Source organism: Reyranella sp. (assembly GCF_965279465.1).
Lineage (GTDB): Bacteria > Pseudomonadota > Alphaproteobacteria > Reyranellales > Reyranellaceae > Reyranella.
Genome location: NZ_OZ257242.1, coordinates 1729237 through 1748187, shown reverse-complemented (window position 1 = coordinate 1748187; position 18951 = coordinate 1729237). Strand labels below are relative to the sequence as shown.

At 66.3% G+C, this 18951-nt stretch carries 18 protein-coding genes; 3 read left to right on the top strand and 15 right to left on the bottom strand.

Going from position 1 to position 18951, the window contains the following annotated elements:
• The first annotated feature begins 17 nt into the window (after positions 1–17).
• A complete protein-coding gene (locus ACQY8M_RS08540) occupies positions 18–1199 on the top strand; it encodes a hypothetical protein (protein WP_428670829.1) in 1182 nt (393 codons plus the stop codon).
• Here ACQY8M_RS08540 and ACQY8M_RS08535 read toward each other — a convergent pair.
• Both ACQY8M_RS08535 and ACQY8M_RS08530 read right to left on the bottom strand, forming a co-directional pair.
• A complete protein-coding gene (locus tag ACQY8M_RS08535) occupies positions 1156–2157 on the bottom strand; it encodes a hypothetical protein (protein WP_428670827.1) in 1002 nt (333 codons plus the stop codon). The two genes, ACQY8M_RS08540 and ACQY8M_RS08535, sit on opposite strands and share 44 nt — an antisense overlap.
• A gap of 71 nt (positions 2158–2228) precedes the next feature.
• Positions 2229–3200, bottom strand: a complete 972-nt coding sequence (locus ACQY8M_RS08530) for a Bug family tripartite tricarboxylate transporter substrate binding protein (protein ID WP_428670825.1) — start codon at positions 3198–3200, stop codon at positions 2229–2231.
• Between the two features lie 59 nt (positions 3201–3259).
• Here ACQY8M_RS08530 and ACQY8M_RS08525 point away from each other — a divergent pair, with 59 nt between their 5' ends.
• A complete protein-coding gene (locus tag ACQY8M_RS08525) occupies positions 3260–4486 on the top strand; it encodes an MFS transporter (protein ID WP_428670823.1) in 1227 nt (408 codons plus the stop codon).
• On the opposite strand, the gene ACQY8M_RS08520 is transcribed toward ACQY8M_RS08525, so the two are convergent.
• Positions 4487–5467, bottom strand: coding sequence for a quinone oxidoreductase family protein (locus ACQY8M_RS08520; RefSeq protein WP_428670821.1), 981 nt, complete (start codon positions 5465–5467; stop codon positions 4487–4489).
• 72 nt (positions 5468–5539) lie between these two features.
• Between ACQY8M_RS08520 and rutA (ACQY8M_RS08515) the strand changes: the two genes are divergently transcribed.
• Positions 5540–6622, top strand: coding sequence for a pyrimidine utilization protein A (gene rutA / locus ACQY8M_RS08515; protein WP_428670819.1), 1083 nt, complete (start codon positions 5540–5542; stop codon positions 6620–6622).
• 40 nt (positions 6623–6662) lie between these two features.
• On the opposite strand, the gene ACQY8M_RS08510 is transcribed toward rutA (ACQY8M_RS08515), so the two are convergent.
• The 12 genes from ACQY8M_RS08510 to ACQY8M_RS08455 form a co-directional block, all read right to left on the bottom strand.
• Positions 6663–7856 carry an IS4 family transposase gene (locus tag ACQY8M_RS08510; RefSeq protein WP_428659174.1) on the bottom strand — a complete coding sequence of 398 codons (1194 nt, stop codon included), beginning with the start codon at positions 7854–7856 and terminating at the stop codon, positions 6663–6665.
• Positions 7857–8266: 410 nt separating this feature from the next.
• Complete coding sequence (locus tag ACQY8M_RS08505; RefSeq protein WP_428670817.1) at positions 8267–9208, bottom strand: acetamidase/formamidase family protein; 942 nt, start codon at positions 9206–9208, stop codon at positions 8267–8269.
• 11 nt (positions 9209–9219) lie between these two features.
• On the bottom strand, positions 9220–9975 hold the full coding sequence (locus ACQY8M_RS08500) for an SDR family NAD(P)-dependent oxidoreductase (RefSeq protein WP_428670815.1): 756 nt from the start codon (positions 9973–9975) through the stop codon (positions 9220–9222).
• 27 nt (positions 9976–10002) lie between these two features.
• Positions 10003–11160, bottom strand: coding sequence for an ABC transporter substrate-binding protein (locus ACQY8M_RS08495; protein WP_428670813.1), 1158 nt, complete (start codon positions 11158–11160; stop codon positions 10003–10005).
• Between the two features lie 13 nt (positions 11161–11173).
• Complete coding sequence (locus ACQY8M_RS08490) at positions 11174–12007, bottom strand: ABC transporter permease (protein WP_428670811.1); 834 nt, start codon at positions 12005–12007, stop codon at positions 11174–11176.
• A complete protein-coding gene (locus ACQY8M_RS08485) occupies positions 12004–12873 on the bottom strand; it encodes an ABC transporter permease (RefSeq protein WP_428670809.1) in 870 nt (289 codons plus the stop codon). The genes ACQY8M_RS08490 and ACQY8M_RS08485 overlap by 4 nt, the downstream gene beginning before the upstream one ends.
• Positions 12870–14000 carry an ABC transporter ATP-binding protein gene (locus ACQY8M_RS08480; RefSeq protein ID WP_428670807.1) on the bottom strand — a complete coding sequence of 377 codons (1131 nt, stop codon included), beginning with the start codon at positions 13998–14000 and terminating at the stop codon, positions 12870–12872. Before ACQY8M_RS08480 ends, ACQY8M_RS08485 begins: the two co-directional genes overlap by 4 nt.
• Position 14001: 1 nt before the next feature.
• Positions 14002–15081 (bottom strand): pyrimidine utilization protein A, encoded by a 1080-nt coding sequence (gene rutA, locus ACQY8M_RS08475; RefSeq protein ID WP_428675338.1) that lies wholly within the window; start codon positions 15079–15081, stop codon positions 14002–14004.
• 90 nt (positions 15082–15171) lie between these two features.
• Positions 15172–15993, bottom strand: coding sequence for an ATP-binding cassette domain-containing protein (locus tag ACQY8M_RS08470; RefSeq protein ID WP_428670805.1), 822 nt, complete (start codon positions 15991–15993; stop codon positions 15172–15174).
• A 32-nt stretch (positions 15994–16025) separates the two neighbouring features.
• Entirely contained in the window at positions 16026–16982 is a 957-nt protein-coding gene (locus ACQY8M_RS08465) for an ABC transporter ATP-binding protein (protein WP_428670803.1), read from the bottom strand.
• On the bottom strand, positions 16979–17821 hold the full coding sequence (locus ACQY8M_RS08460; RefSeq protein WP_428670801.1) for an ABC transporter permease: 843 nt from the start codon (positions 17819–17821) through the stop codon (positions 16979–16981). The genes ACQY8M_RS08465 and ACQY8M_RS08460 overlap by 4 nt, the downstream gene beginning before the upstream one ends.
• Positions 17818–18828: an ABC transporter permease gene (locus ACQY8M_RS08455; RefSeq protein WP_428670799.1), complete on the bottom strand. Its 1011-nt coding sequence runs from the start codon at positions 18826–18828 to the stop codon at positions 17818–17820. Before ACQY8M_RS08455 ends, ACQY8M_RS08460 begins: the two co-directional genes overlap by 4 nt.
• Positions 18829–18951 lie beyond the last annotated feature (123 nt).

Below are 18951 nucleotides of genomic sequence, written 5' to 3'. Positions count from 1 at the left end.
GCATATTGTCGGGCCGCATGATTCTCGCCGCCTTCCTGTTGCCGGTTGCCGTCGTCGTCCTCGTGATTCTCATCCAGCGCTTCGGACTGCCTGTGTTCCTCGCATTGATGACGATAGTGGCGGGCTACGGCATCGCCGCGGACATGACCTTCCAGTCGATCGGCAAGGCCTTCGGCCTGGGCTTCGCCGCGACGCTCGAACAGACCGGCCTGCTCGTCATGGCGGGTGCGCTGGCGGGAATGCTCGCCATCAGCCAGCCCTTGCGCGGACCGATGGCGGGCGCGGCCGGCGTCGTGGCCGGACTGGGCGGGACGGCGGCCGGCGGGCTCGCGCTGCTGCAGCCGGCAGGCAACGGAGCCCCGCGCCGCGCCATCGGGCTGGCGATGACGTTGCTCATCGTTCACGCGCTCGTGGTGCCTTCACCGCTCGCCGTCGCGGCCGCCTCGGTCACCAAAGCAGATTTGAGGACGATGGCCTTCGTCGCCATTCCCGTTGCTGCCATCGTCGCCGTCCTCATCTGGCTGCTGGTCACCCGCGGCGATCCGACCCGTGGCGCGCTGCCGGTCACGTGGCTGGCGATCGCGATCCCGCTCGCGCTGCTCGTCCTCCAGTCGATTGCCCAGATGCCGAGCGAGCCGCTCGGCAGAGGCGGCGCGCGCGAGTTCTATACCGGCATCAGCCGGCCGTTGATCCTCGCCGTGCTGGCGATCGCGCTGGCGCTGGTGCTCTCGCGCCGCTGGCAGCCCGCGGTGCTGGCCGACACGCGTTGGGCGCCCCTGCTGCTGACGGTCGGTGCCGCCGGCGGCTTCGGGCGCGTGCTCGACGAGACCGGCATGGCGGAACTGCTGGCAGAGCGCGCGCTCGATGCGCGCCTGGGCCTGCTGGCGCCGTTCCTCGCGGCGGCGATCGTCAAGACGATGCAGGGCAATTCGTTGAGCGCGGTGCTGACCGCCTCGGGCATGATCGAGCCAATGCTGCCGGCACTCGGGCTCGACAGCGCCACCGGCCGTGCGCTCGCAGCCGCCTCGGTCGGCGCGGGCTCGATCGCGATCTGCCACGTCAACGACCCTTTTTTCTGGATCGCCGCCCATATGGCAGGGCTGCCGCCACTCGGCGCGCTGCGTGCGATCGCGCTGGGCAGCCTGGCGGTCTCGCTTACTGCGCTGCTGCTTCTGTCTGCGGTTCGTCTGGCACTGTGAGGCCGGCGCGGTGGATCTGGGCGGCAAGCAGGCACAGGCATCCGGCAACCTCGCAAAGCGGTGCGACCGCCGCCTGAAGCATGTCCGCGCCGACAACGGATGAGCCTTGCGTCAGGTGGGCTTGCGACAGGGCATCCTCGGTTTGCTTCAGTAGCCAGCCGAGCGGCAGGCTGGCGCCGTTCAGCCAGGGCACGTCATGGCGTAGCCAGACGTCGAGATCCATCGCCAGCTCGTGAGCCGCGTCGCGCGCCGAGGCGACGTCGAAGGCCGCGGCCAGGAGCTGCGCCGGCTGTTCGGGCTTCGCGGGCGCAGCGGGCACGTAGAGGAGCAGCGGAGCATCGATCAGGGCGGCACAGAACTGCAGCAGCGCCGGATCGCGATCGTCGCCCATCACCATCTGGCGGATGCCGCGCACCAGGCCCGGCAGGTGATGCTGCCGTCCCTGCCGCACCAGGGTGGCGAGATCGGCCAGGACGTTGGCCGCCTGACCGAGATCGCCCAGCCAGCGTGCCGCCAGCGCTTCGGTCGCGCCGCCGCGGTCGGAGAACAGCGCGGCGATCTGCCGACCCCGCAGATCGCGGGCGCGGGCATTGTCGACGTGATCGATCGGCGCCGCCGTCTGCTCGACCTCGGCTGGCGCCACGACGCCCTGCGGATCGAATTCACGGCTGCTGCCGATCACCTGTCCCGACGCCGCGACGACCATGTCCGTGCCGCGCCAGGTCACGTTGACCTTGAGAATGGTAGGCGCGCGCAGGCGCAGGTGCACCGTACGCACCACGATCGGCTGATAGCCCTCGCGCTCGAGCGCGACCCGCAGGCGGCCGGACGGCTTGCCGCGGACCACCAACGTACGCTGACCGTCGCTCTTGCGCAGAAGAGTCTGCGTGACCGCCGGCGGCCAGGTGCTGATCTGCAGTTCGGCAAAGAGGCTGCCGTCGGCCAGGCTGTCGACCATGGTTCCTCGGATCGGTTGGTGAAGGAAACCTATGGCCCGGCACGGCCGCCGGCTTTGCGCTGGATCAATCGTCAGTCGAGCTTCACCCCCGACGCCTTCAGGGCCGGCTCCCACGCCTTGCGGTCGGCGGCGAGGAACTCGGCGAAGCCAGCGCGGCCGGCGGGCGGCAGGTCGAGGCCGAGATCGTCCTTCCAGCGCTTCTGGATCTCCGGATTGGCCAGCGCCTCGCCGATTGCGGCCTCGAGTTTCGCGATGATCGGCTCGGGCGTGCCGGCCGGCGCGCCAAGCCCGTACCATGATGTCGCGACATAGCCCGGCAGCGTCTCGGCGATCGCCGGAATGTCGGGCGCGGCGGCAGAGCGCTCGGCTGAGGTGACGCCCAGGCCCTTCACCTTGCCGCCGCGCACCTGCGGCAGCATCGAGGGCATGTTGGCAAACATCATGTTGACCGTGCCGGCGATCAGGTCGCCGTAGGCGGCGCCCGCGCCCTTATAGGGCACGTGGATGATGTCGACGCCCGCCATCACCTTGAACAGCTCGCCGCTCAGATGCAGCGAGGAGCCGGGACCCGACGAGGCGAAGGAATATTTGCCCGGCGCCTTCTTGCAGAGTGCAATCAGCTCCGCGACGGTGTTGGCCGGCAAGTTGGCAGTGACGCCGAGCAGGTTCACCAGCAGCGCCAGCCGCGACACCGCGATGATGTCCTTGTCCGGATCGTAGGGCAGCCTGCTGTAGAGCTGCGGATTGATGGTGTGGCTCGCCACCGAAATGAGGCCCAGCGTGTAGCCGTCGGGCGCGGCGCGGGCGATCTCGACCGTGCCGATGTTGCCGCCGGCACCGCCCTTGTTGTCGACCACGAAGGACTGCCCAAACGTCTTGCTGAGCTGGTCGCAGATCAGCCGGCTGACGCCGTCGGTGCCGCCGCCCGGCGCGAAGGGCACGATGAAGCGCACCGGCTTGGCGGGCCACGCTGCCTGCGCGCGCGCCGCCTTCAGCGGTGTCGCGGCAGCAAGGCTGCCAAGCATCAAATGACGGCGCTTCATCGATTTCCTCCTGAATTCTTCTTGGCTGCAGCATATCTGCGGCGATAGCGTGCGACCCAATGAATTCGCCGGAGGACGCACCGACGGAACGGCAGCCCGCGGTGCGAGAGTTGCTGCGCAAGCCGGACTTCCTGCGACTGTGGCTGGTCGGCGGCTTCGCCAATGCGATGCGCTGGCTCGAGCTGCTCGCCTCCAGCCTGTTCGCCTTCGAGGTCACGGGATCGGCGCTGGCGGTGACCGGCGTGGTGGCTGCACGGCAGTTGCCGCAACTCGTGTTCGGGGCCTTCGCCGGCGCGGTGTCCGAAGCGGTCGATCGCAAGCTGATCGTCATGTTGGCCCTGCTCGTTCCGGCCGCCGTTTCGACCGTGCTGGCGACGCTCGCGACTATCGGGCACCTGGCCTTGTGGCACATCGCGTTGGGCAACCTGGTGGCCGGCACAATGTGGGCGACCGAGATGTCGACCCGCCGCCGCATGGTCGGCGAGGCGGCCGGGCCCCATCGCATCATACCGGCAATCGCGCTCGATTCGGCGACCGGCGCCGCGACCCGCATGATCGGCCCGCTGCTCGGCGGCTTCGCCTTCGAATGGCTGGGCATGAAGGGCGCCTACACGGTATCGGCTCTGGTGCAATTCGCCTGCGCCTTCGCCCTGGCGGGCCTCACCCATCGACAGATCACGCGCCGCCTGGCTCTGGGGCGCATTCCGGCCGACATCGCCGAGGGGTTGCGCTTTGCCCGCACCAAGCCGCTGATCCTGCTGGTGTTCGGCGTCACGATCGTGACCAACGCCTTCGCCTTCTCCTACCAGGGACTGGTGGCGCCGCTTGGGCTCGCCGAGTTCCACGTCTCGCCCGGCCTGGTCGGCCTGCTGGCGGCCGCGGAGCCGCTTGGTGCCCTGCTTGGCGGCGCACTCATCGCGGCCGGCGTGCTGCGCATGGACCGCCGGCTGCTGTTCGCCGGCGGCTCATCGCTGTTCATGGTGATGCTGCTCGTGGTCGCGCTCTCGTCGTCCTACTGGCTCGCCCTCGCCGTCCTGATCATCGGCGGCTTCGGCACGGCGGGCTTCAGCAACATGCAGACGACGCTGATGCTGACCGAGGCGCCAATCGAGATGCGCTCGCGGTTGATGGGAATCGTCACGGTCGGCATCGGCACCGGCCCGCTCGGCGTGCTGCTCGCCGGCACGATCGCCCGCGAGCTCGGGCCGCGCGGCGCCGTATTCGTGATGGCGAGTCTGGGACTGGCCGCGACCCTTGCTCTCGTCGTCGCCCTGCGGCGGCGCTGATCAGGTCGTCTTCAGCAGCAGCTTGCCGGCAACCTGGCGGCCTTCGAGACGGCGGTGCATCTCGGCCGCCTGCGCCAGCGGGAATACGCCCTCGATCGGCACCTTGAGCCAACCTTCCGACAAGCCTTTCAGGCAATGTGCGACGCCGGCCTCCCATTCAGGCGAGCGCTGGTCGACATGGCCGAGATGCAGGCGGGTGAAGGTCTGCGAGCGCGGCAGGATGCGCTCGCGGATATTCTTGAACGGCTGGCCCTCGGCCTCGCCGATGCTGATGATGTGGCCGAGCGGGCGGACCACGCCGAACACGCGGTCGAGCATCGAGGCGCCGTAGGAATCGATCGCGAGATCGACGCCCTTGCCGCCGGTGAAGTCGAGCACCGCCTTCTCGAAATCCTCGGTCGCGTAGTTGATCACCCGCGAGGCGCCGTAGTCGAGCGGCCGCCTCTCCTTGCCGGCAGTTCCGGTCGTGCCGATCACCTTGACGCCCGCATGCACCGCGAGCTGGGTGACGGCGAGGCCGACACCGCCGCCGATCGCGCTCACCAGCACCGTGCTGCCGGGCTTCAGCCGGCCGTGGATGGTGTGGAGCATGTGATAGGCGGTCAGCGCCGTGATCGGGAAGGCGGCGCCGACATCGAGCGGTACATCGTCCGGCAGCTTGATCAGGCCGGCGGCACCCGCCACACATTTCTCGGCATAGCCGCCGCCCTTCTCCGGAAAGGTCGCGACCCGGTCGCCGACCTTCACGTTGGTGACGCCCGGGCCGAGCTTCGACACGGTGCCCGAAACCTCGAAGCCCATGACCAGCGGATAGACCATGGGATGCGGGTAGATGCCCTGGCGGACCTGCGTGTCGGCCCAGTTGCAGCCGGCATAGGCTGTGTCGATCACCACCTCGCCCGGACCCGGCACGGGATCGGGCATGTCGGCCAGCACGAGCTGGTCGGGACCGCCTTTGTCATGGATGACGACTGCCTTCATCGTATGCTTCCCTGGACTGAATTGGCATGGTGCTTGCTTAATTCACACGTTCCCGCTGTGTAGGAGAGTGTCATGGATATCGGTGTGTTCATTCCGATCGGCAACAATGGATGGCTGATCTCCACGACGTCACCGCAATACATGCCGACCTTCGAGCTCAACAAGCAGATCGTGCTGAAGGCCGAGCATTACGGGCTCGATTTCGCGCTGTCGATGATCAAGTTGCGCGGTTTCGGCGGGCAGAGCGAGTTCTGGGACCACAATCTGGAATCCTTCACGCTGATGGCCGGCCTCGCCGCCGTCACCAAGAACATCCAGCTCTATGCCTCGGTCGCGGTGCTGACGATTCCGCCGGCGATCGTGGCGCGCATGGCGTCGACCATCGATTCGATCTCGAACGGCCGCTTCGGCATCAACATCGTCTCCGGCTGGGCCAAGATGGAGTACGAGCAGATGGGACTGTGGCCGGGCGAGTCTCACTTCGCCAAGCGCTACGACTACAGCACCGAGTATGCCACGGTCCTGCGCGAACTGTGGGAGAAGGGCTCGTCCGACTTCAAGGGCGAGTACTTCAAGATGGAGGACTGCAAGCTCAGCCCGCGTCCGCAGGCCGACATGAAGATCGTCTGCGCCGGCCAGAGCCCGCGCGGCATGGAGTTCGGCGCGACCTACGGCAACTACAACTTCGTTCTCGGCAAGGGCGTCAACACCCCGACCGCCCACACGCCAACCAACCTCGCCATGCTCGAAGCCGCGAAGAAGACCGGTCGCGACGTCGGCAACTACGTGCTGATGATGGTGATTGCCGACGAGACCGACGAGGCGGCGATGGCCAAATGGAAGCTCTATAACGAGGGTGCCGACATGGGCGCGCTTTCCTGGTTGACGGGCGAGGCGAATGCCGATCCCAACGCTGCCGACGACGGCACGGCAAAGCGGATCTCCGCCCCCGAGGGCGCGATCAACTTCAACATGGGAACCTTGGTCGGCTCCTACGCCACGGTGGCGAAGCTGCTCGACGAGTGCGCCACGGTGCCCGCGACCAAGGGCATCATGTTGACCTTCGACGACTTCCTGATCGGCATGGACCAGTTCGGCCAGCGCATCCAGCCGCTGATGAAGACCCGCGCGGATCGGCTCAAAGTCGCAGCCTGAGGCGTCTGAAGCTTTGCCTCCCCCGCTCGCGCTGTTGGATTCACACATTTCGAAGCCCGAGGGTGGTGCCGTATTTGATGTCGTTGAACTTTGCGAGACCGATGCGCATGAGCTTTGGCCCGGGCTTACCGTAGTAGCCGGTCCAGCCGCCGAGGCGGGCGATGACCCAAGCAGCGAAGGCCAAGCTGCCTGTGGGATGGGGATTGCGTTGGCGCGCAGTCTTGCCTTCGAGCCTTGCCGAGACGGCCTCGAGGATGGGCCGGTCGTCGGGATCGAAGGCATCGCCAAGCTGTCGATCGGTGTTGCCGTCGCGGGCCTGCACGAGTTGCTTGATTGTTACGGAGGCAATCGTGGCGGCGGCGACGAAGTTGATCATGGCCTGCGGCTCGCCGATGTCGGCGTCTTCGATGTCGAAGCCAGCGGTCTTGAGGGTGCGGAAGAACTCCTCGATGGTCCAGCGCTGGCGATACAGGTCAATGACGCGCCGTACCTGGCCGCACTCTGCGACCGGATGGGTCGTCAGCAGTCGCCAATGTATCGGCTTGCCGTCGGGCGGTGTCGAGATCTCGCGGACATCGACCAGCGTCAGGCCGACTGTCGCAGGCAATGCCGGATCGGCGCCATGCAATGGCCGGCGCAGAGCCACCGGCGCAAAGCGCAGGGCCAGTTCAGCGTGACGCTTTGCTCGTCCGGGGGCGGCCGGGATGGTCGTGGCGAAGCGGCCCTGCTCGGGTTGGCCGTCAATCATCCCGAACAGCAAGCCGTCCGCCGGCTCTTCGGTCAGCCGTTCGATCCGCCGGTTCTGGCAGGCGCGCACGATCAGATGCACGTTCGCCGGCCGGCGCGCGAACAGCTCGTAAAAGTCGCTCTCGCGGTCCGATACCACCGTGATGCAGCGCGCCTCGGCCAGAACCTCGCCGGCCTGCTGCGCTCCCTCGATCCAGCGACGCGACTCCTTGGCCGCCGTCGTCCGTCGGCGCCGCGGCGCCAACTCGGCCCGGCCGCGGTTCCACACCTGCATCGACACCAGGCCGAGCAGTCCGCCGCTCCCCGCTTCCACTGCCAGCACCGGATGAAGCAGCAAACCGCTCAGCACACCGCCCTTGCCGACCGCGCCATAGCCCGCCTGCCGGGCCCGACGGCCGCCCAGCACCAGTTCGCTGGTATCCTGGATCGCGACAACATCGCGCCCTGCGACGCGCTGCGCCGTCAGCGCACCGGCGTGCCGCGACATCGCCCCGGCCGTCACCGACCGGTTGCGCAGAAAGCGGGTGAACTGAATCTCACGGGCCCGCGTGCCGCCAAGCCGACGGATGCAAGACCCAGGATCGCCAACCAGAGCCGCGTGCAGGCAGGCCCCCCTTTTTCCAGGCGGCGGTCGCCAAACCGCCCCAGTCCGTACTCCACAACAGACATCGACTTCTCCCATCGCCAAAACGGCTTCAGGGAATCGACGTTCTGCCTCCCGCGCAACTACGATGTGTGAATACGATAGCCCGCTCGCGGGGGAGGTGTCAGCGTCTTACGCTGACGGAGGAGGCATTGCACACGGCCTTGCCTTCCGACCCCTCCGTCGCGGATTACCGCGACACCTCCCCTTCGGGGAGTCCGCGAAGGGGAGGAAAGCTTTGAGAATAAGCGCTTCTATTCCAGCACGATCCGCGGGAAGTAGAACGAGACCACCCAGTTCGGCACATCGACGATCGAGCTGATGCGCAGGTCGGCGCAAACGCTGCACAGCATGTAGGCATCGATCGCCGAGTAGCCGTAGCGCCTGCCGAGCAGGTCGATCATCTCCGATACGGCCGTGCGCGCGCCGGTCATCAGGTCGGGGCCGATGCCGGTGGTGACCTCGTAGCCCTTCTTGTCGAAGTGATCCGTGATGGGCCCGGGCGTGGTGTAGCGCGGCATCTTGAGGTTGGCGCCCTTCACCAGCTCGAGCTTCAGCGCCACGTCGATCGGACTTTCGATCGCCGTGCCGCAGACCTCGCCATCGCCCTGCGCGGCATGGGTGTCGCCGACCGAGAACAGCGCGCCGTCGACCTCGACCGGCAGGTAGAGCTCGACGCCCTCGACGATGTCGCGCACGTCCATGTTGCCGCCGACATTGCGCGGCGGGACGATGCTGTGCAGGCCCGGAGCGGCCGGCGCGAGGCCAATCGTGCCGGGGAACGGGCGCAGCGGCACACGCCCGCCCGGCCCGTACATCGCGGGCGTGAGGCCGGGGTCGTAGTTCCAGTGATGGATCTTGGCGTCCGGGAACTGGTCGGCGAGCAGCCCGAAGCCCGGGATGTTGGCCGTCCAGCCCCAGCCCGACGGCTTGAAGTTCAGCACCGTCACCTTGACCGCGTCGCCCGGCTTGGCGCCGTCGATGAAGACCGGCCCGGTCACCGGGTTGACGCGACCCAGATCGAGCTTGGTGACATCGCCCGCGGTCGAGGTCTTAGAAAGCTGGCCCGACGAGGCGTCCTTGGTCTCGAAATGGATGGTCTCACCCGGCGCGATCTTCAGGACCGGCGGGAAGGCGTTGTTCCAACCGTGATGGAAGTGATCCCGATGGATCGTATGTTTGGGATGGCTATGCATGGGAGATGCTCCTACACGGCAACCGTGAGGGCGCCATCGATCACGAGGTTGGTGCCCGAGATGCGACTCGCCACCGGGCTGGAGAGGAAGATCACGCCGTTGGCCACCTCTTCCGCCGTGCCGAACTTGCCGGTCGGATTGACCTTCACGGTCGAGGCGAAGAGGTCGGGCATGTTCTTCTCGATGTTCTGCCAGATGCCGCCGTCGAAATAGGTGTTGCCGGGCGACACGCAGTTCACGCGGATGCCCTTGCCGACAAGCTGGCGGCTGAGGCCCTTGGCGTAGTGGATCAACGCCGCTTTCATCGCGCCGTAGGAGCCCGCTGCGAAATCGACCTCGAAGCCCGAGACGCTGGAGATGAGCACGATCGAGGCGCTCGACGACTCTTCGAGAAACGGCACGGCGGCGGCCACGGCGTTCACCGTGTGCATCATGTCGGTCTTGAACGACTTCTCCCAGGTTTCGGCCGAATCGCCCACTGCGAGCGCGCTCACATTGCAGACGAGTGCGTCGATGCCGCCCAGCTCGCTGCCAGCGCCGGCAATCCAGCTCTTCAAGGCATCGGCGTCGGCGACATCGAGCGCGCGACCGAACGCCTTGACGCCCTTTGCCTTCAACGCCGCGACGGTCGCCTCGACCTCGACCGCGTTACGCGCGCAGAGCGCCACATCGGCGCCCTCGCTGGCGAATGTATCGGCGATCGCGCGGCCGATACCCTTGCTGCCGCCGGTGACGACAGCTTTCTTGCCCTTAAGCCCAAGATCCATACGGCCCCCGATCAGGCGGCTCAGAGATCAGGCCGCCAGGAATTCATTCCACTTCTCCGTATAGTACTCCAGATTCTTCGGCCGGGTATTCCAGACATAGACGCGCTTGGCGCGCTCCTCGAGCGAGCCACCGTCGCGGCCGACACCGCCATAGACTTGCTTGATCAGCTCGGGCTCGAGGTACTTGTCGTAGCCGGCGGAGGTCGAGAAATAGCCGATCTTCGACTGCTGCGCGCCCGGATAGCCGTCCATCCAGTAGTTCAGCCACTCGTATCCAAGGTCGACATTCTTGGAACTGGCGGCAATGCCGTAACCGTTGCACCAGGCGCGGTAGCCCTCCTTGGCGACGGCGTAGTGCACGGGAATGCCCTTGCCCGAGACCTCGACGATGACCGGCCACCAGGCGTCGGCGATCCAGACCTCCTCCGAGGCCATCAGGTTCACCAGCTCGCCATAGGCCTTCCACATGGCGCGGAAATGGCCCTCCTTCTTCTTGTCCTTGAGGAAGAGGATGACGGTATCGACCTCCTTTTCGGTCATGCTGCTCATGTCGACCGGCTTGAACAGGCCGAGCGCCTGCATGCCCATGGCGGCATTCAGCATGCCGAGCCAGTCGATGCCGTACATCGCAACCTTGCCGCGATACTTCGGATTGAACAGGTCGCCCCACGACAGCGAGTTGTTCTCCGCCTGGATCTTGCCGGCGTTGTAGCCGATCGAATCCATCTGGAAGAACGCAGGCATGAACGAGATCTTCGTCCTCGCGTCATCCAGGTACATCATACGACCAGGATTGGCGCCGAGACCGAGCGGCGCCCCAGGCGCGGCCTGGCCATCCTTGAGCAGCGGATGCATCTTGTCCCAGCCCTTGAGCTTGGACGTCTCGATGGGAAGCAGCAGCTTCTCGCTGTTGGCGTATGCCGCGAACGGCGCATCGAGCAGCACGCAGTCGACTGGCGCGGTGCGCATGCGGTCGACGCGGGCCTGGGTCGAAGGGCTGACGAAGGGCCGCGGCGTGACGCTGGTGCGCTTGGCGAACTCGCCCAGGATCGCGTCGCGCATGTCGTAGCTCGCGCCCGCCAGGAAGATCTGCTTGGACTGCGCTGACGCGGGCGTGAGGATCGACGGAGCGGCGAGCGCAGCGGCTCCCGACGCGGCGAGCAGCGAACGGCGTTTGATCAGCATGGCCTCTGTCTCCTTAGGTCTTTCGATACGAGGTCGATCGCCGCATCGCCCACAGGGCCGACGTGCAGAACAGCACGGCGATCAGGGAAAAGACGGTCGTGGTGGTGCCGATGGCGTAGATCTCGGGCGTGAGCTGCCGATCGAGCTGACCCATCACGGCAAGCGGCAGCGTCTGGTCCGGCCCGGTGGTGAACATGCTGCGCGGATATTCGTCGTAGCTGAGCGAGAAGCCGAACAGGCCGGCGCCGATCACGCCGGGCAGGATCAGTGGCAGGGTGATGCGCCGGAAGGTAGTGATCCGCGAAGCGCCCAGGGTCAACGCCGCCTCCTCGATCCGCGAGTCGAAGCGGTTGAACACTGCGAGCATGGTCAGAAAGCCAAACGGCAGCGTCCACGAGACATGAACCAGGAAGGTCGTGGTGTTCCAGGCAAGCTCGACGCCCAGCAGGCGCATCATGATGGCGAAGCCGAAGCCGACCAGGATACCGGGCGCCATGATGCCGAGCAGCATCAGGTAGAAGAAAGCGCTGTTGCCGAGGAACTTGCCGCGCATCGCCTGCGCCGCCATCACGGAGAGAACGATGGTGGTGAGCGCGCAGGCCGCCGCGAGCAACGAGGAGCGCACCAGCGGCGGCTTGAAGTCGTTCATCACCGTCGCCTTCCACAGCTCCTCGTACCAATGGAAGGAGACGCCGTTCATCGGAAAGGTCGTGCCGCCGGTCGGGCCGGCGAAGGACAGCAGGCCGAGGGTCAGGATCGGCAGCCACTGATAGGCGAGGAAAATCACGGTGATCACGCCCAGCGCCCAGCCGACGAGGTTCGACCGCAGCTTCCAGTCGAGCTTCATCGCTCGGTCCCGAGCCGGCGGATATCGACCACCTTCATGGCGGCGATCACGCCAATCAGCATGCAGGCCATCAGCAGGACGGCAACGACGGACGCCGCGCGATGCTGCGAGCCTTCGTAGAACAGCAGCACGAGGTTGGGCAGCATCGCGTGCTTGTTACCGCCGACGGTGGCCACCGTGGCGAAGTCGGCCATGACGTTGAGGAAGACCAGCACCTGGCCGATCACCACGCCTGGCAGGGTGAGCGGGAAGACGATACGCCAGAACACGACGAGCGGCGGCGCCTTGAGCGTCATTGCTGCCTCGCGCAATTGCGGCGCGATGTTGTTCAGCATGTAGATGACCGGACCCGCCGCCATCATTGTATAGAGCGAGACCTGCGCCAGGCTGATGCCGAAGCGCGAATAAAGGAAGGCCTCGACCGGCGAGCGCGTGGCGCCGGTGAACATCAGCGCCTGGTTGATCACGCCATTGACGCCGAGGAACGGAACCCAGGCGATGCCGCGGATCAGCGTCGAGGTCCAGAATGGCACGACGAAGGCCAGGAACAGCACCAGCCGCCAGGCCGGATGCTTGACCTTCATGGTCATGAAGTAGGCGATGGCGTAGCCGACCACACCGGTCACGGCCATCAGCATCACGGTATGCGTCACGGTCGACAGCGCGAGCTGCAGATAGGTCTTGTTTGCGAAGAACTTCGCGTAGTTGTCGAGCGTCAGCGGGCTTGCCGGCGAGAAGCTTCGCCCACCCCACAGGGAGACCCAGCCGAGCAGCACGATCGGCACGACCACCACGCCCAGCATCCACGCCGCCGCCGGAACAGCCAGCCAGTAGCTGGCGGCGGAGCGGACGCGGATCGTGCTCATCCGGCGCCGCCCGTATGGAGCACCGCGTCCTCGGGACGCCAACCGAGCTCCGTCACCTGCCCGGCGGCGATGCGCGCGGCCTGGGCACCGAACTGGTCGTATTTCAGGATTTCGCCGTCCGGCCGCTCGAAGATGTGCCGGCGAACCGAGCCGAAATACTCGACTGCCGTGCAGCGCGCCGTCAGCCGGTTCAGATGGCGGTCGCCGACCATGTCGGTGATGTTCTCCGCCCGCACCGAGAACGACACGGTCGAATCGATCTGCCCGGAGCCGGGTACAAGGAAGCTACCCGAAGGCGTATCGACCTTGAGCACGCCATCGGCCGACTGAACCACCTTGCCGTGGAAGACGTTGTTGCCCTGCACGAAGCTCGCGACGAAGGCCGTCGCCGGTCGCTGCAGGATCTCCTCCGGCGCGCCCTGCTGCTCGATCTTGGCGTGGTTCATCACTACGACGAGGTCGCCGAGCGAGAAGGCCTCGTTCTGGTCGTGCGTCACCCAGATGAAGGAGATGCCGGTGCGCTGCTGCAGGAGCTTGAGCTCGAGCATCACCGTCTCGCGCAACGAGTAGTCGAGCGCACCGATCGGCTCGTCGAGCAGCAGGATGCGCGGCTCGGTGATCATGGCGCGGGCCAGCGCGACCCGCTGCCGCTGGCCACCCGAGAGGCTGCCCGGTTTGCGGTCGGCAAGCGCGGCGATCTCGAACGACTTCAGCACCTGCTGCACGCGCTCGGCGATCGCAGCCTTGGGCTTCTTCAGCATCTCCAGCCCGAAGGCGACGTTCTTCGCCACCGTCATGTGCGGGAACAGCGCGAAGTCCTGGAACATCATGGCGATGTCCCGCTCCCACGGCGGGTCCTTCGTGACTTCCTTGCCGCCGATCAGGATGTCGCCGTCGTCCGGCTCCTCGAGCCCGGCGATGCAACGCAAGCTCGTGGTCTTGCCGCAGCCCGAGGGACCGAGCAGGCAGACGAACTGGCCCTTCGCGACCTTGAGCGAGACGCCATCGACAGCGATGAAGTCGCCGTATCGCTTGCGGATGCCGCGTAGCTCGAGGTCGAGCTGGGGTCGGGCAATCGCCGGCAGTGCCGCCTCGCCTCCCGTCACCGTGTGGGCCAGCGTGTCCACTTCAGGCAGCCAAGGCGATGTTCTGGCGGCTGCGCATCAGGGGCTGGATGCGCTGGCCGAACTGCTCGATGCCGATCACGAAGTCGTCGAAGGTCAGCATCACGCCCGCGAGCCCTTCGATCTCCGACATCTCGTCGAGCAGCCGTGCGACCGTGGCGTAGGAGCCGATCAGGCGCGAGCCGCCGAACGGCACACCGGTCCGGCGCTGGATGCGGCCGGCGGTCGAATTCTCCGACGCGTTCTTGTCGCCGCTCGCCTGGGCGCGGCTCCATTCGACCGCCTCGTGATCGGTGCCGGCGACATAGTGCTCCCACTTGGCCATCGCCGCTGCGTCGGTCTCGTCGGCGATGATCATGGTGAGCGCCAGCGCCTTGGTGTTGGTGCCGGCTGCGGCGGAGGCCGCCTTCAGCTTCGTCACCGTTTCTGCGCAGTCGTTTGGATCGTTGATCTTCCCCGCGCCGCTGCAGAAATTGTAGGCACAGAATTTCGAGGCGAAGGAGATGCCGGGATCGCTGGTCCCCGCGCAGATCAGGGGAATCTGCCGCGAGGGCAGTGGGCCCAGGCGGCAATCGTTCATGGTGTAGAATTTTCCCTTGAGGTCGGAGTGGCCGGTCGCCCACAGCTCCTGCATCACCGTCGCGTACTCGGTGAGCAGGTCGTAGCGGTGCTTGTAGTGCTCCTCGCCCGGCCACAGGCCCATCTGGTCGTATTCCGCCTTCTGCCAACCGGTGACGAGATTCACCCCGAAGCGACCGTGGCTGATCGAATCGATGGTCATCGCCATGCGCGCGCACAGCGCCGGCGGCAAGGTGAGCACCGCGACGGTCGCCATCAGCTCGATGCGCGAGGTGATCGAGGCGAGCCCCGCCATCAGAGTGAAGGATTCGAGATTGTCATCCCAGAAGCGCGATGGGCCGCCGAAGCCGTGCAGCTTGATCATCGACAGCGCGAAGTCGAAGCCATATTTCTCGGCGCGCAGCACGATCTCCTTGTTGAGATCGAAGCTCGGCGTGTATTGAGGCGACGTCGTCGAGATCAGCCAGCCGTTGTTCCCAATCGGAATGAAGACGCCAATCTCCATCATGCACCTCAACGTGATCGTTATACGCTGCGATGCAGCAACTCCTATGCCACCCGATACGTGCGCGCATTTTCCGATGAAGGCTCGCGCCTAGGCGCGACGCGCTGCACCGACGGAGGCAGTCTGCACGGCAGGGAGTCCATCGGACGTGCGTCGTCCGGTCAGACGCGGCGCTGCATTCAACAGTTCGCGTGTGTAAGAATGTGCCGGCTTCGCGAAGACATCCTTCGCGGCTCCCATCTCGACGATCTTTCCGAGATGCATGATGGCGACGCGATCGGAGAGACGCTCGACCACCGACAGGTCATGGGAAATGAACAGGTAAGTGAGGGAAAATTGTTTGCGCAAATCCAGCAGTAGATTGAGCACCGTCGCCTGAACCGACATGTCGAGGCCCGACGTCGGCTCGTCGAGAATCAGGACGCGCGGCTGCAATAGCAGGATGCGCGCGAGCGAGACACGACGCAGCTGGCCGCCCGAGAACTCGTGCGGGTAGCGCCGCGCCGATTCCGGATCGAGGCCGACCGCCGAAAGCATCGCCCGAACGCGCTCCATGCGCTCGGCCGCGTCCTTCGCGCCCTGGATGAGGAGTCCCTCGGCAAGCGTGCGGCCGATGTTCCACCACGGATCGAGCGCGGCGCCGGCATCCTGATGGACATACTGGATCGCCTTGCGGGCACGACGCGCGGCGTCGGGCGGCAGGCCGGCGACGCTCTTGCCGTCGAGCAGGATGTCGCCGGCGGTCTCGCGTTGCAGGCCGAGGATGGTGCGCCCAAGCGTCGTTTTGCCCGAGCCCGACTCGCCGACAAGCGCGAGAATCTCGCCCTCGTTCAAGTCGAGGCTGACGCCGTTCACCGCCTTTGTCGGCAGCACCGTCTTGCGCAGAAAACCGCGTCGGCCGCCGAGCAGCACCGACAGGTCGCGCACGGACAGGATCGGCTCTCTCATGAATATTGGACGCAACGCACTGCGGCGCCTGAACGCGCACGGCCATGTGCCGGTGTGGCTTCGCGACAGATCGGTCGCACATCGCCGCAACGCGGCGCGAACAGGCAGCCGGCCGGTCGCGCCAAGGGCGACGGCACCATGCCCGGAATGCCGACAAACGAGTCTGCGCGGTCGGGATGGCAGGCGAGCAGCGCGCGCGTGTAGGGGTGGGACGGCGCCTCGAGGATCGACTGTACGGTGCCGGCTTCGACCGTCTGGCCGGCATAGATGACACAGAGGTCGTCGCACAGCTCGGCCACGACACCGAAATCGTGGGTGACGAACAGGAGGGAAATGCCGAACTCGGCGACCAGCTCGCGCAGCAGCAGGAGAATCTGGTGCTGCGTCGTGACGTCGAGCGCTGTCGTCGGCTCGTCGGCGATCACCAGGCCGGGCGCGCAGGCGAGGGCCGCCGCGATCAGCAGGCGCTGGCGCTGCCCGCCGGAGAACTGGTGCGGATAGCGTTCCAGTGCGTTCGCCGGGTCGGGCACCTGCATGCGGCCGAGCAGCATGACGAGGCGTGCGATGTGGTCCCGCCGGGTGCCCGGCGCGTGCCAGCGCATCGCCTCGAGAAGCTGCGTGCCGATCTTGAAGACGGGATTGAGCGCCTGCAGCGGGTCCTGCGGAATGAACCCGATGCGGCTCGCCCGCACGCGCTGGTTCAGCTCCTTCTCGGAGAAGACCAGCAGGTTCTCGCCCTCGAACCAGACTTTCCCCGCATCGACCGAGGCGCCTCTCGGCAGGATGCCCATGATCGCGCGGATCAGCGTGGACTTGCCGCAACCCGATTCACCGACGACGCCGACGATGCGGCCGCTTTCGAGCGTCACGCTGACATCGTCGAGCACGCGCGCAATGCCCTCGTCAGTGCGAATCGAAACCTTCAGACCGTCGACATGGAGCGCGGGAATCATCGCGAGCGCCGGATGCGGGGGTCGACGATGTCGCGCAGGCCGTCGCCCAGCAGATTGAACCCCATGACCGTGATCAGGATCGCGAGGCCGGGGAACGTCGCGTACCACCAGGCGCGCGGCAGGTAGGTGCGGCTCTCGGCGATGGCGAGGCCCCAATCGGGTGCCGGCGGGGTTGCGCCCATGCCGAGGAAGCCAAGCACCGCCGCGACCAGGATGGTGAAGCCGAGCCCGATGGTGGCGCGCACGATCACCGGCGACAGCGCATTGGGCAGGATATGCAGGAAGACGATACGCGGCGTGCTCGCGCCGACTCCGCGCAACGCATCGACGAAGACGGCTGACGAGAGCCGCCGCGTCTCGGCATAGACGATGCGGGTGAAGAACGGCCAGTAGGTCAGCGACAGGGCGAGCATGGCGCTCTCGATCGACGGCGACATGAGCTGCGCCAGCGCGAGCGCCAGCACGAGCTGGGGAATCGCCAGCACGACGTCGGTGATCCGCATGATCGTTTCGGAAAGCCAACCGGCGCGATAGCCGGCGAGCAGGCCGAGCGGCACGCCGACCAGCATCGCCACACCGACGACGGTGAGCGCGATCGTGAGCGCGCCCCTGGCGCCCAGGATCACGCGAGAGAAGATATCGCGGCCGAGATTGTCGGTGCCGAAGGGATAGGCTTCGCTCGGCGGCTTGAGCCGGCGCAGCAGATGGGACGCGGACGCGTCGCCTGGATAGGGTGCAATCAGCGGGCCGAACACCGCCAATATCAGCACGAACAGGACAATCGCCAACCCGAGCATCGCCGGAACGTCGCGCGACAGCTTGTGGAGGATCGCGCTCACCCCTGCTCCATCAGGCGCGGATCGAGCAGGCCATGCACGACATCGACCAGGATGTTGACGATCGCATAGACGGTGCCGACCAGCAGGGTCACCGCCAGCATCACCTGCTTGTCGCCGGTCAGGATGGCCTGCACAGTGTAGGACCCAATGCCCGGCCAGTCGAAGATCGCTTCGACCACCACGCCGCCGGCGATCAGGCCGCCGAACAGAAGGCCGATCTGCGTCACTGTTGCCGTCACCGAGTTGCGCAGGATGAAGACCCAGACGAGGCGCAGCCAGCGATAGCCCATGGCGCGCTCGTAGAAGACGAAGTCCTGCTGCAGCGTATCGAGCACGCCTGCGCGCGTGAAGCGCACAATGGTGGCGAGGCCGCCCAGCGACAACGTCACCGCCGGCAGCACGAGATGGCGCAGGTGGTCGAGGTAGACGTCCCATCGCCCGGCGAGCAGCGCATCGAGCGACAGGAAGCCGGTGACCCGCGGCGGCCGCGTCATGGTCGAGGTGAGATCGCCGCGCAACGGCAGCCAGCCGAGGTCCATGGCGAAGAAGAGCTGCAGCATGATCGCGAACCAGAAGGCGGCAACGGCGATGCCCAGCACCGAGAAAACGCGCAGAACATAGTCCGGCCAGGTGTTGTGGTTCAGCGCAGACAGCACGCCGAGCGGCACGCCGAGCAGGATCGACAGCGTGAGCGACGCGAAGGTGAGCTCCAGGGTGGCCGGCAGGCGTTGCAGGATGTCGGTCGCGACCGGCCGCCGCGAGAAGACGCTCTCGCCGAAGTCGAAGGTAACGGCCTTGCCGACGTAGACGAAGAACTGCTCCCAGATCGGCCGGTCGAGGCCGTACTGCGCACGCAGCCGCGCGATCTGCTCCGGCGTGCCGGCATCGCCCGCCATCGCCACGGCGGGATCCGATGGCACGCTATGGATCAGCAGGAAGGTGATCAGCAGCAGGCCGGCGAGCGACGGCAGGACGAGGATGCAGCGCCGGAGGACGAACCGCAGCATTCTAAGCGAAGCCCCGAAAAAGGCGGTCTCGATGCCACTGCATGGCGCACTGTGTCATCCCGAACGAAGTGAGGGATCTATGGCCGGTGTTGGCATAGATCCCTCGCTGCGCTCGGGATGACA